Here is a 12,370-nt window from a genome sequence, read left to right on the forward strand (position 1 = left end):
CGGAACGGTGAAACCTTCCGCTCCATCCCGTTCGCCATCGACCCGCCGGAACATCGTAAGTACCGCCTGTTCCTCACCCCATTCTTTTCGCCCGCGCGCCTCAACAAGATGCAGGGCAACATCCGGGCCGTGGTGACCGGGATGATCGATGACATCGCCGTCACTTCACCTTTGTCGGTGGCGTCCACATTTGTCTGGGCGCGGCGCTCGCGCGGCGGGAATTGCGCATCCTGCTTGAAGAATGGTTCCGGCGCATCCCGCAATTCGACCTTGTGCCCGGATCGGACACCAGTTGCTATCCGGGATTGATGTCGGCCCGCCATTTACGGATTAGATGGGGAGGGCGGAGATAGGGATTTGCGGCGGGGCACGTCTCGCAATTGAAGAACTGTCGGCCGGAATATCGGACGTCAGGCCGCGCGACTCGTAAGCGTGGCCTGAGGACCGCGGTTCAGGCGGCTTCGGCGATTACCTGATTATCTGGCTGCCAGTTCCACGGCATGAGTTCATCCCAGCGGGCAGCAGGCCATTCGCCCGCAATTCTGGCCATGACGTCGGCGATATAGGCCTGTGGTTCGAGGCCGTTGAGCTTGGCGGTCTCGATGACGGAGTAGATGGCAGCGGCCCGATCGCCGCCTGCTTTTGAGCCTGCGAACAACCAGTTTTTGCGGCCTAGGGCCATCGCAGGGTCATTCTGCCCATGTCGGGCAGATGGTAGAGTTTCATTATCGCTGGCATCCATATTACGGCGGTCGTTTTCGGCATGAAGGCCGCGAGGACCGGGCCAATGGCGCGATCATCCGGGTAGAGATCAGGCCGGGTGAGATCATCCAGGTCGCAGAGTGGATGCTGGACAGGGCGTTGTGCGCCGACATGGAGATGGGCGAACCGCGCGTTGCGGTGATTGGGCTTGTAGAGCTTCATGGACTGCTTACCGATCGCGGTTTCAGGCAGACTTCGACGGATGGACTCACGGCCATCCAGGAGGCGCGCCATGAAGGCACTACCACGACCCTCGTCGCTACCGATGCTGACCCAGCAGCTGAGCATGCCGCTCGATACGCCGCAGATGCGAGGCCTGAGCGAGGCGCAGCGAAGCGCCGTTGTTGCCAGGCTGGCGACCCTCTTGATGGCCGCAGCCGGCGTCGCGGCGAAGGAGGCCAGCGATGACGGGCAATGATCTCCTTCCAGTCACGGTGCTCAAGCGCAAAGCTGTGGTGTATGTCCGACAGTCGACCCCGGGTCAGGTCCAGAACAACCTGGAGAGCCAGCGCCGACAATATGAGCTTGTCGATGTTGCGCGACGCTGGGGATTTCACGATGTCGAGGTGATCGACGATGACCTTGGTCGGACCGCCAGCGGCACTGTCGACCGCCCCGGTTTCGAACGACTGGTCAGCGGCCTGTGCACGGGCAAGGTTGGCGCGGTGCTTTGCTTGGACGCATCGCGCCTTTCCCGTAATGGCCGGGACTGGCACCACCTTTTGGAGCTGTGTGGCCTGGTTGAAGCGCGCGTGATCGATCTCGACGGGGTATACGATCCCTGTCGACCAAACGATCGATTGTTGTTGGGCATGAAGGGCAGCATCAGCGAGTTTGAGCTTGGCATTTTGCGAACACGCATGCTTGACGCGGCGCGCGCCAAGGCAAGGCGGGGAGAACTGCGCCTCAGTGTTCCGATCGGCTATATCTGGCACCGCGAATACGGCCTGGGGCTGGATCCCGATATCCGGGTACAGGAGGCGATCCGCCTCATCTTTTCGCGTTTCCGCGAGCTTGGCAGCGCCCGCCAGGTGCTGATTTCGCTGACAGCTGACAATTTCCATTTTCCCCGCCCTTCTGACGGCCGCAAAACGGTGTCCTTCGACTGGGTGCCGGTTCGCTATCGAAGCGTTATTTCGATCCTGAAGAACCCCTTCTACGCTGGGGTCTATGTCTATGGTAAAAGCGAGAAGCGAACCGAGATTGTCGATGGCAGGGCACGCAAAAGTTACGGCCACAGCAAGCCCTTTGGAACGTGGGAAGTGCTGCTCCAGGATCATCACGAAGGCTATATCGATTGGAGTGAGTTTGAGAGGAACCAGAGCCATATCGCCGTCAACGCGTTCGGACAGAAGGGCGGCATCAAGTCGGGTCGTGGTGGCCGCGCGTTGCTCGCGGGCCTGCTCACCTGCGGCCGATGTGGAAGACGGTTGGGCGTTGTCTATTCGGGCCGGCCTCCGGGTCATCCCTATTACCGCTGCGAACGTATCAACCAGATGCTGGCCAAGCCACGATGCATGACTTTTGGCGCATCTCGCATCGACCCTGCCATAGGCAAAGAGATATTGAGAGCCGTGACGCCGATGGCGATCGAGGCCGCAATGGAAGCTGATCGGGCGCATCGGGATAATCTGGAAGAACGGCACCGCATGGTGGAGCTGGACTTGCAGCAAGCCCGATACGAGGCATCTCTCGCTGAACGTCGCTATGCTGCCTGCGACCCTGATAACCGCCTGATCGCTGCCCAACTTGAGAATAGCTGGGAAGCAGCGCTCAGGCGTGTTGAAGCCTATGAAGCGGGTTTGGCCCAAGCGCGACAAATCGATCTGGCCGCGCCGGCGCCCGATTTTGCTGGCATTGCCACCGACCTGGAGACCGCTTGGCGCTCGCCTAACGTCGACATGCGTTGTCGTCAGCAGCTCCTCCGCACGCTCGTGACCGATATCATCGCTGATGTCGATGAAGAGCAACGTGAAGTCATTTTGACGATCCACTGGAAAGGTGGCCAACATTCTCAGCTGCGCATTCGCAAACCCAAAGCAGGCGAACATGGCCAGAGTACGCCCGAAGCCGCCCTTGCCATCATCCGCTCCATGGCCACCCGGTGGTCCGATGCAGACATTGCCGCCACTCTCAACCGGATGGGAATGCAAACCGGACAAGGCAAGACCTGGACAGCGCGCCGTGTCGGCTCGCTGCGCACTGTCCACAAAATCCACGGCTACCGATCCGCCGAAAAGAATGGAGAGTGGCTCACGCTGACCGAAGCCGCCAAAAAGCTTGGGGTTACTGCCCATCGGGTCCGTCGACTGATCAAGGAGGGCGTGCTCCCTACCGAGCAAGTTGTACCCGATGCGCCGCACCAAATCCGAGCCACGGACCTGGAAAAGGACGAAGTGACCCAGTTCCCGCGTCACAGAGGCCCGTGTCGCATCAAAATGGAAAACCAAAAGTCCCTGTTTCCGGACATTTGAAGAGGAGGTGTAGTATGAATCGGTCGTTGCCACGCAGCGCATGGCGCGCTCGGCTATGTTATTATCAATCTCCAGGCGGCCATCGTCGAGGAAGCGCGTCAGCGCGATCCAGCGCTTGCGGCCATAAGCGATCGCCTTGGCCATCTCCGACTTGGGCGAAAGAAGGCGCAGGGCATCGTCGAGCGCCTCGCGCAGTTCGTCGATCAGCGGCTTGGTGCGGTTCTGTCGGCTTTGTCGTCGGATATCGGGCTGATGGCCGCGAACCTCTGCTTCGATCTCATAGAGTTGCCCGATGCGTTCCAGCAGATCAGTGGTGAGCGGTGTCGGCTTGGTCGCGTGGATGTCGAATATCTTGCGGCGGAAATGCGCCCAGCAGGCGACCTCGGTGACGCGGTTGGTGTCGTAGAGCTTGTCGTATCCGGCATAGCCGTCCGCCTGAAGATAGCCGGTGAAACTGGCCAGCTGCCGTTGGGGATGTGCGCCGGTCCGATCGGCGGTGAACTCGTACCAGACCAGCGGCGGGGTCGTGGCGCCGCAGCCGCGATCGTCGACGGCGTAAGCCCAGAGCCTGCCAGTCGCCGTCTTACCCCGACCCGGATCAAGCATGGGCACCGGCGTATCGTCGGTATGGATCTTTGCGGCGGTCAGGCCGACCTCGCGGATACGACTGATGATCGGGTCGAGCAGCACGGATGCTTGCCCGACCCAGCCTGCCAGCGTCGAGCGGTCGATCTCGATACCCTGCGCTGCCATTATCTCGGCTTGGCGGTAGAGATGCGGTGATCGGGCTGAGGCCTGGATCTGCCGATGAGTTATGTTGGAATTGGTCAACCAGGAGAGAAGCAATGCAATTCTTCGTTGGAGTCGACGTTTCGCTGGAAAGCTCAAGCATCTGCGTCATTGACGAGCGCGGTGTCGTGATCAAGGAAGGCACGGCTGCCAGTGAACCCGAAGCAATAGGCCGTTTTATCCGCCACCAAGGCCGCAAGGTCGAGCACGTTGGCTTGGAGACCGGGTCGTTGTCGCAATGGCTTCACGCGGGCCTGGTGCGGCAAGGCTTCAAGGTCTCGGTCATGGAAGCTCGGCATGTACATGCGGCGTTCGGCGCGATGCGGGTCAAAACCGACCGCAACGATGCACGTGGTCTCGCGCAGCTGATCCGACTCGGATGGTTCAAGTCCGTGCACGTGAAGGCGCCGAGCGCCCAAGAAACCCGGGCGCTGCTCAATGCCCGGCAGTTTCTTGTCGATAAAGTCACGGGCATAGAGAACTCGATGCGAGCGAACCTACGGAATTTCGGGCTGAAGATGGGCGTGGTGTCCCGGAAGACATGGCCGACGCGAGCACGCGATTTGGCCAGCGGCATCCCAGCGCTGGAGATGTTGGTTGAAGCTCTGCTCAAAGTGCGCGACGTCCTGCTCCAGGAACTGCGCACGCTGGATCGCAAGCTGCTGGAGACTGCACGCGCCGACCCTATTGTACAGACGCTTATGACCGCGCCGGGCGTCGGTGCCATCGTGGCACTGACATACCGGAATGCGATCGATGACCCTAACCGCTTCAAGCGGTCCAAAGATGTAGGTCCGTGGCTGGGTTTGACGCCGACCCGATATCAGTCCGGGCAGATCGACAGGCGCGGCCACGTGACCAAGGCTGGCGACGGCTCAGTGAGAACAGCATTATACGAGGCGGCAACGACGTTGCTCGGCCGCGTCGTGAGATGGTCAGCGCTGAAGAATTGGGGCCTGCGGGTCGCGCGGCGAAGTGGAATGAAGAAGGCCCGCGTCGCTGTGGCGCGCAAGCTCGCCGTCATCCTCCACAGCATGTGGCGGACACAATCGCCATTTGCCTGGGCCGCCGACAAGGAGGAGGTCTTCGCCTAATTAGAGATACCGCCTGCCACGGAGCTGGTAGTCGGTGACGAGGTCCCGAGCAGGGACGAAGGTTGATTGAGCACGCATCTGCCGGAGTCGCCTCGAGCACGGGGTAGAGATAGTGCCATCCGCCTCCTTAGTTCGCATCATGTGACGGCCTCGCCGATCACGGACAGAAGCATGGCCCTGCTCGTGGATTATGTCGTTGACGAAAACAGCCCGATCACAGAAGCGGCAGATGATGGTCGAACTTGGAGACGACGACATGGGCCAGCGTGCCGAAGGTCGCCTTGCCCCGCGCTATCGCCTTTACCGGCGCGGGTGCCTGCACGATCTTCTCGCAGGATCGGCAGCTATACTTGGGGCGGATGGTCCGAACGACGCGCCACTGCACCGGCACGGCATCGAGCATCTCATCGCTATCCTGCCCCAACGGCCGCAGCGCGCCGCCGCAGTCCGGGCAGGTGCAACTGCCCTGCTCGGGCTCGATCCGCTGCTCCTCACGCGGCAGATGGGCGGGCAGTGCCCGAACCGGTGATGGCCGATCTGCCTGGACTGGATCGGCCCGCCGCACGGCGGCGACGATGGCCTCGCCTTCGAGCTCTTCCAGCGCCAGCTCAAGCTGCGCGATCTGGGTGTCCAGCTTCTCCGACGACTTGCCGAACTGCATCCGCTTGAGGCGTGCAATCTGCACGCGCAGCGTATCAATCAGGATGTCACGTGCGGAAATATCGGCGCGGGCAGCCGCCAATGCGGCTTCAAGCTCGGCGATCCGAGCATCTTTATCAGGGGTGGAAAAGCCTGCATCCGACACCGCGATCGTATAGCGGATCGGCCGTCTTCATGCCAGAAAAAGCGCCATAATCCGGGCATTTTATCCTGCCAGTGACGGGATAAATGTACGCTCTGGGCGCCGCCAGTCGATGCCTTCCAATAGCATCGAAAGCTGCGCCGCCGTCATCACCACCGACCCCGTCTTGGTCGAGGGCCACACGAACCGGCCACGGTCCATCCGCTTGGAAAACAGGCACATGCCCTGGCCATCATACCAGAGCAGCTTGACCAGATCGCCCCGCTTGCCCCGGAAGGCGAACAGCGCACCGGAATGCGGGCTCTCCTCCAGAACCTGCTGCGTCATCACCGCCAAGCCGTCGAAGCCCTTGCGCATGTCCGTCGCGCCGCAGGCCAGGAATATCCGCGTCGATGGCGGCAGCGGGATCATCGCGCCAGAACGCCGATCACCCGCGACAGCGCATCGGCATCGACCGTGGCGTCCACACTCACTTTGATGCCCGATGGCAACTCGATCCCGATCACGCTGTTGCTGCGCGCCGCAATCGTTGGGGCGGGCAAGGCCAGCTGCTCGCTGATCTGCACCTCTGCAAATGCAGGCTCGATCGGCTTGCGCACCCCGGTCAGCTCGCCGGACATCGCCTGTCGCCGCCATGTGTAGATCGAGCCGCTGCCAACCTCATGGCGTTCACAGGCCGTGCGCACGCAACCTTCTGGACCAAATGCATCCCGCAGCGCGGCCAGCTTCTGCTCCACCGTCCAACGGCGACGGCCCGACACTCGGCTAACGACCTCAATCCGACTACTCATACGACCACTCATATGAGTAGTCGCTGCACCGCTTGCTGAATCCTCGATCCCGTCCGACACCGGCCACCCCGCTCAAAGAGCGGCAATCAACCCGTCGGACCCTGAATGCGCAAGGCGGCCGTCAGACCTCGCTTACGTATCACCCGCTGAGGCTAGCCAGGCAGAACCTCTGAACTTGCATGGTTCCTACTTCAAGGTTGAGTAGTGGTCGGAGGAGGTCCTACAATCTCAATGATTGCGGTTCCGGCGTCGACTGTCTCAACCAACAGCGGGCGGGTGCTGATGCCAGCATTTTCAAACGCAGAGATCAATGCATCGGCGGCTTGCTCCGGCGGCATGGCCAGACCAACTTGCTTCATCCCCCAGCGTTGGATCGCCCAAATTGCCACATCCGTTGGAACAGTGTCCTTGGCAATCGGTGCTTCACCATGCCCGACCAGCAAGCGCGCCGTGACGGGAGGTATGACCCGGATCTGCCAACCCTCTGAACTGGTATTCGCCACACGCTCCGCATGCCGATAGTCAGTCAGGGTCCAGTCAGGCGCTGCCATCGGTTCAACATTCACGACCCGATCAGCTTGATTGGTCCAGATTCCCCGCGTCGGGATAGCAATGCTCGCGCGGATACGATCGACCGGCGGCGCATCTGCTGCGATTCCTGCTGCTGCCCGTTCCAGTGCCGCATCAATCATTGTGCGTGTTTGGGATGGCGTATCGGCCGCAACGATTTGCTGGAGGAGGATCGTCGCTTCACGATCCTGGTGGGACAAAAGATTGCGTACAATGTCTTCCGCGCCTTCTTTGAACCGCGGCGTCACGACCACGGCATGAACCTGTGGTGAGCCGAACAAAGGCCAATCGATATCGAGTTGTGCGATGCTGAGGGTGTTCGAGCCGATCGCATCTGCAATTGCACTGCGCGCGGCGCTGCGTAGCGATGTTTCCTCACTCACCCGCATAAGAGTAAATGCTAATGGTGTCGCCAGAACAAAAAAGGCCGCTAAACCTGCGATGATGTAGCGCGGCTTCCATTCAACGTTGGTTATTGGACGAGCAGAACCGCTCAGTCGAGCAATGAGTGCAAAGGCAAATGCAATCGCTGAGAGGTTGGTCAAGAAAAGCAGAAATGCACCAAGCGCGTAGGCAGGGTTCATGACCCCAAGGCCATAGCCGACCGTTGCAAGTGGTGGCATCAAGGCTGTGGCAATTGCAACGCCGATCGCGGTGCCGCCCTTACCCAGAACTGTTGCATAACCACCGGCAATTCCTGACAGGAGCGCCACGGCCAGATCGAGCAGCGTAGGTTCGGTGCGTGCGAGAATCTCGGGTGTAGCCGTACGTATTGGGCTGATGAGAGTTAGCAGCATGCCCGTAGCGACGCCAATGAGCGCACCGACAAGGACAACTTTCGCTGCATCACGAATACGCTGGCCATCGATTGACGCAAAGCCGAACCCCAGTGCCGCAATCGGGCTCATCAGCGGCGAAATGAGCATTGCACCGATAACAACAGCGGTAGAAGATTGCAGAAGCCCTAAGGTCGCAATCCCTGCCGATAGCGCGCACATCAGCACATAGCCTTGAGTTAACGCCCCTTCGTCTATGACCTGATGCCGAAGCTCATAAGCATCCTTCGGGGACAATTCGGGGAGAAGTATCGCGTTCGCGAAACGGATACGCCAGCGCATCACGTTTCTCCGAAACTTCTTCAAGCGATCGGACTTTTCTGCTGATAGGCTAGGGCGCATTTCTCTCTCTATCGTTCGATCATTCTTATCCGCTCCCGACTCTTAACTCGACTCAGATTTCAGACAAGCAGCCTGACAATAGGAACAGTCACGACGTCAGTGCTGCCGACCTCCAGGGAACTTTGAATCGCAGAGAATTCGTGGCGGTCCACCTGCGTCTCGAAGGGGCGAATTGCAGCGGTCTATTCCCGGCCCTCCTCTGGTCGTTCAGTGATAGCCGGGCGGCACAGCGCTGGATGTCGGTTCCTGGCGGGACCTGACGTTGAGTGCGTTGCCTCGGAACGGCAAGAATGTCCCAAAGCCGGTTGCTCGCGCCAACGCAGCCGCGAGATGAACAGAGGGCAGTTATCAGGAAGCGTCTTGAGTGCCGCGAACGGAAGCTATGTCGGCGGTTAATCATCTACATCAGCCAACCAAACTGGCATGTCCCGCTTGGCATGAAGCACGCGCCAGACATCCACATGGGTCTCGAATTCAAGGTAGAAAACAAGCCACGGGAATCCATTCAGCCCTATGGTCCTCAAACTGGGTAAGCTCAGCGCATGAGACCACCGCGGAGACCCTGCCGCCAGCATTTCCCCGATGAAGCTATAGGCCTGTTCAAGTGCATCAATGAAGCTGAAAGCCACATCTGCACCGGCTTCGTCTGCGTAATACTCGACCGCAAGGGAGACATCCTCCCGCGCTTTGGCGCGCGGTATGACCGGTTTTGCAGTCACGACCCCGCGCGTTGCGTCACACGGTCACGAAGGCCTTGGAAATATCCGGCATCGACCGGCGCGGTGGGGGTAGAACTGGCGCCGTCAAGGAGCATTTCGCGAAGGCGCTGAATGTCCTGATCCTTGCGGATCAACTCCCGCACATACTCGCTGCTCGTGCCGTAACCACGCATGTTGACCTGTTGGTCGACAAACGCCTTGAGCGCAGCCGGAAGCGAGATGTTCATCGTCGACATAAGCTATGATTTAGCGTTTTGGCAAAATTTGGCAAGATATCACAAAGCTCAATTCGCCGCACAAACGGCTATTATGCGGGCGCCAAGGTCGAGCGCGTCACTCCTGCCCCATCGACGCCAGGAATGTTTCTCGCCCTGATCGAGCCTGGCGGCTACCTGAATTTCGCGACGCCGATGCCGTTTGCCGACAAGAGTGGCCCGCTTGAACAGGGCATCCTCAACCAGGCCGGGCATATTTCCAGGCGGCCTCAGGCAGCCGTTCGGGGGTTGTCGCAGCCGGTCTGGCCGATGAAAATCAGCTTCTGCCGCGCACGGATTTCGCCGTCGTCGATCCGGTTGTTCGCGAAACGCGAGCCTCCTTCATTTCCGATGAGGCGCGGGAAAGAGTTGCTGTGGTCGTATCGCACGTTGTGCGCGATCGCGTGTTCCTGCGGATCGTGTTACGAGCCTAAGACGCGCTGTAAGGTCTCCGGATTGAAGCTCATCAACGGCGGCGGACGTGCCGAGGTGGTGGCGGCTCACATCCGCCCCATCGACAGGCGCCCGTTTCGGACGAGCCCAACTGCGCGCCCGATAGCTGCTCGAACGTGTCAAAATTTCCCGGTTTTCTTTGCATTTTCGCAGGATCTGCAAAGCGATTTGCAGTTCATATGCTCAGGCTATTTGGTCCCAAATTCAGACCAAACACAGAATATCGAACGCACTTTCACGAACTGTCGGCAAATCGCGCCGCCATGCGCGCGCCCGCGCCGCTTTTCGCCGCGAGCTTCTTGCCGTAGCGCAGCACCGTCCGGGGATCGCGCCACCGATAGGCCTGCATGATCGCCGGCAGGCTTTCATCGGCCGCAAAATTGTCCTGCGCCACCCCGACCCGGATCGAATGCGACGATACCGCCTTCACCCAACGCTCGAGTTCAGCCTCGCTCATCGGCCCGAGCAGCTTTTTCGCATGTGCGGCGCGGATCAGCCGCCGGTAGATCAGCGTGATGGAGTTGGGATGGAGCGCGTCCCGGCCGACACCCGCGACCGAGCCGTCAAAATGCGTCTCGACGCGCCGGAACAGCGCTCCCCGATCGATATGTCCCGCATCGCGCCAGCGGGCGATTGCGACCATGGTCGCGGGCGCAAGATAGGCATAAGCCCCCTCCCCCGCCTGGTCGGTCTTGGATGACGGAATGAACAGCGTCCCAGCCCCTTCCGCGTCACGCTCGATATGCTCGGCGCGGATCGCCACCAGCTCCGAACGCCGGCCCGCGCTGTCATAGGCGACGCGGAGCAGCGCCGCGTCACGCAGGCCCAGCAGGTCGCGGCGACAGGCCTTCAGCAGATGCGCCAGACAGACGCCGCTGGCGGGGCTGTCGAAATCGGAGACGTCGCCCTTGAACCGGATCGCGCGGGCCTGGCGCTGGCGCACGCCGAGCGCCTTGCGCGCCGCCTTCTTCTCAAGCCTGACCAGCGGCGGCGCGGTCGGATCATCGAGCCCGGCTATCCGGTAGGCCCAGCCCACATTGACGACATAGCGCTCGATCGTCGCCATCGCGCGCACGGTCTCCTCCGACGGATCGGCGCCCGACAGCGCGCGGATCCACGCGGCGACGTCCCCCGGCCCCGCGCGCGCCGGCACCATGCGGCGGCGCCGGCACCATGTTCCCCAGAGAATGAGGTCCGAACGGAAGGCGCGCCGGGTGTTGTGCGACCAGCCCCTGATCGCCGCGTCGAGCAGCGCCTCGTCCATCACCGCCGACGCCCCGACCAGCGCCCGCACCTCGCCGGCGAGATCGGCCGGCTCGACCGCGATAAGGGCACGGCCCGCCGTCACGGCGCGAGGCTCCGCACCATATGCACCGCGACCATGCCGGGTTCGCTTTCGGTTTCCTTCTCGCGAACATAGCCCAAACGCTCGTAGAGCGCGATGTTCGTGGCCATCAACCGGTTGGTGTAGAGCCGCGTCCCCTTCAGCTTGTCCGCGCGCGCGAGGGCCTCGGCATGCCGCAGCAGCCGCACCCCATGCCCCTCCCCCTGCCGGTCGGGATGGACCGCGACATTGACGATCAGCAGTTCATCGCCCTCGGCCACGGTTTCAACGAGACCAACCAAGGCGCCGTTCTCAACCAGCAGATCGAAGCGATGCGCGCGAAACGCGCGGCCATAGTCGGCGCGCACCGGCTGCGGCGGGCGCGGCGTCACGCCCTCCCAGCGGGCATAGGCCGCGAGGACCAGCGCGCGGATCTCGTCGACATCTTCAAAAACCGCGCGGCGGAGGACGGGATGGGTCATGGCGACGAGGCTTAGCGCGGCGGCTTTCTATTGTATAGGGTGTCGATAACGATCCATTATCAACACTAGACGTATGAGCATAGTTTACTCAGAGTTTATTTCGGTTCACTATTAGGTGTGAACCTCGTGCCCTCCCCTGCCCGTTTCGGCCCCGATTATACCCCGAAAATGGTCGCAGCCATGGCCTCGTGTTCTGCAGCGATTGCTCGCCTCGATGTCCGGATTTCCGTGAGTTCGGTGGCTTCAGCATGGGCCAGGCGAGCGGCCTGGTCCGGCTATACGCGGGCGCTCCAACTACAGTCCGCCGAGATCGACGAGATCGACGTATTTTCCTGGGGCTGCGGGCTCCAGATCCCGGGTCGGCCACTGCGCTTGTGAGCGGACGGAATTGACTGCAACGAGCCGATTTTGAAGCGCCCCAAGGACCGACAAAATTACCTGCAGTGGCCACGGCTACATTTCCGTTCGGCTTCACTTGTCACCTTCTCACCTTCCCCAGCATAGCCGCTGCGGCATTCGAGGCAGGGGCGAGCTTGCGTCCATAGCGCAGCGCGGTCGATGTCGATGTCCAGCGCAGCGCCTGGGCAACAGGGCCTGCATCGGCCCCGCTGGCAAATAGATCCTGTGTCAGCCCGACCCTCAACGAATGCGTACTGAGCGCAGCTATAGCGCGATCGA

At 61.1% G+C, this 12,370-nt stretch carries 11 protein-coding genes and 5 pseudogenes; 4 read left to right on the forward strand and 12 right to left on the reverse strand.

Features of this window, described 5'->3' with window-relative positions:
* Positions 1 to 451 precede the first annotated feature (451 nt).
* Both IQ35_RS04940 and IQ35_RS04945 read right to left on the reverse strand, forming a co-directional pair.
* Positions 452 to 682: pseudogene (locus IQ35_RS04940) on the reverse strand (transposase domain-containing protein); the annotation flags it as partial.
* On the reverse strand, positions 673 to 996 hold the full coding sequence (locus IQ35_RS04945) for a hypothetical protein (RefSeq protein ID WP_145072141.1): 324 nt from the start codon (positions 994 to 996) through the stop codon (positions 673 to 675). The pseudogene IQ35_RS04940 and the gene IQ35_RS04945, both read right to left, overlap by 10 nt.
* On the opposite strand from IQ35_RS04945, the gene IQ35_RS04950 reads away from it, so the two are divergent.
* Complete coding sequence (locus IQ35_RS04950; protein WP_037487474.1) at positions 995 to 1,180, forward strand: hypothetical protein; 186 nt, start codon at positions 995 to 997, stop codon at positions 1,178 to 1,180. The two genes, IQ35_RS04945 and IQ35_RS04950, sit on opposite strands and share 2 nt — an antisense overlap.
* Positions 1,167 to 3,236 carry a recombinase family protein gene (locus tag IQ35_RS04955; RefSeq protein ID WP_037487473.1) on the forward strand — a complete coding sequence of 690 codons (2,070 nt, stop codon included), beginning with the start codon at positions 1,167 to 1,169 and terminating at the stop codon, positions 3,234 to 3,236. Before IQ35_RS04950 ends, IQ35_RS04955 begins: the two co-directional genes overlap by 14 nt.
* A gap of 27 nt (positions 3,237 to 3,263) precedes the next feature.
* On the opposite strand, the pseudogene tnpC reads toward IQ35_RS04955, so the two are convergent.
* Positions 3,264 to 4,010 (reverse strand): annotated as a pseudogene (gene tnpC / locus IQ35_RS04960) (IS66 family transposase); the annotation flags it as partial.
* Between the two features lie 71 nt (positions 4,011 to 4,081).
* Between tnpC and IQ35_RS04965 the strand changes: the two are divergent.
* On the forward strand, positions 4,082 to 5,119 hold the full coding sequence (locus tag IQ35_RS04965; RefSeq protein ID WP_047820959.1) for an IS110 family RNA-guided transposase: 1,038 nt from the start codon (positions 4,082 to 4,084) through the stop codon (positions 5,117 to 5,119).
* 220 nt (positions 5,120 to 5,339) lie between these two features.
* On the opposite strand, the pseudogene IQ35_RS04970 reads toward IQ35_RS04965, so the two are convergent.
* The 8 genes and pseudogenes from IQ35_RS04970 to IQ35_RS05005 form a co-directional block, all read right to left on the reverse strand.
* Positions 5,340 to 5,924, reverse strand: a pseudogene (locus IQ35_RS04970) (transposase domain-containing protein); the annotation flags it as partial.
* Positions 5,925 to 5,984: 60 nt separating this feature from the next.
* Positions 5,985 to 6,332, reverse strand: a complete 348-nt coding sequence (gene tnpB / locus IQ35_RS04975; RefSeq protein WP_145072142.1) for an IS66 family insertion sequence element accessory protein TnpB — start codon at positions 6,330 to 6,332, stop codon at positions 5,985 to 5,987.
* Positions 6,329 to 6,712: a transposase gene (locus IQ35_RS04980; RefSeq protein WP_145072143.1), complete on the reverse strand. Its 384-nt coding sequence runs from the start codon at positions 6,710 to 6,712 to the stop codon at positions 6,329 to 6,331. The genes tnpB and IQ35_RS04980 overlap by 4 nt, the downstream gene beginning before the upstream one ends.
* Before the next feature lie 191 nt (positions 6,713 to 6,903).
* Entirely contained in the window at positions 6,904 to 8,400 is a 1,497-nt protein-coding gene (locus tag IQ35_RS04985) for a DUF389 domain-containing protein (RefSeq protein WP_158636583.1), read from the reverse strand.
* A 452-nt stretch (positions 8,401 to 8,852) separates the two neighbouring features.
* Positions 8,853 to 9,179, reverse strand: a complete 327-nt coding sequence (locus tag IQ35_RS04990; RefSeq protein ID WP_145072145.1) for a type II toxin-antitoxin system RelE/ParE family toxin — start codon at positions 9,177 to 9,179, stop codon at positions 8,853 to 8,855.
* Positions 9,176 to 9,415 carry a ribbon-helix-helix domain-containing protein gene (locus tag IQ35_RS04995; protein ID WP_067104890.1) on the reverse strand — a complete coding sequence of 80 codons (240 nt, stop codon included), beginning with the start codon at positions 9,413 to 9,415 and terminating at the stop codon, positions 9,176 to 9,178. Before IQ35_RS04995 ends, IQ35_RS04990 begins: the two co-directional genes overlap by 4 nt.
* A 706-nt stretch (positions 9,416 to 10,121) precedes the next feature.
* On the reverse strand, positions 10,122 to 11,150 hold the full coding sequence (locus IQ35_RS05000) for a site-specific integrase (protein ID WP_221442156.1): 1,029 nt from the start codon (positions 11,148 to 11,150) through the stop codon (positions 10,122 to 10,124).
* 80 nt (positions 11,151 to 11,230) lie between these two features.
* Positions 11,231 to 11,692, reverse strand: coding sequence for a GNAT family N-acetyltransferase (locus IQ35_RS05005; protein WP_145072146.1), 462 nt, complete (start codon positions 11,690 to 11,692; stop codon positions 11,231 to 11,233).
* Positions 11,693 to 11,860: 168 nt separating this feature from the next.
* On the opposite strand from IQ35_RS05005, the pseudogene IQ35_RS21395 reads away from it, so the two are divergent.
* Positions 11,861 to 12,064: pseudogene (locus tag IQ35_RS21395) on the forward strand (hypothetical protein); the annotation flags it as partial.
* A 106-nt stretch (positions 12,065 to 12,170) separates the two neighbouring features.
* Here IQ35_RS21395 and IQ35_RS21310 read toward each other — a convergent pair.
* Positions 12,171 to 12,370: pseudogene (locus tag IQ35_RS21310) on the reverse strand (integrase); the annotation flags it as partial.

Origin of the sequence: Sphingobium wenxiniae (genome assembly GCF_007830065.1) — a bacterium.
Classification (GTDB): domain Bacteria; phylum Pseudomonadota; class Alphaproteobacteria; order Sphingomonadales; family Sphingomonadaceae; genus Sphingobium; species Sphingobium wenxiniae.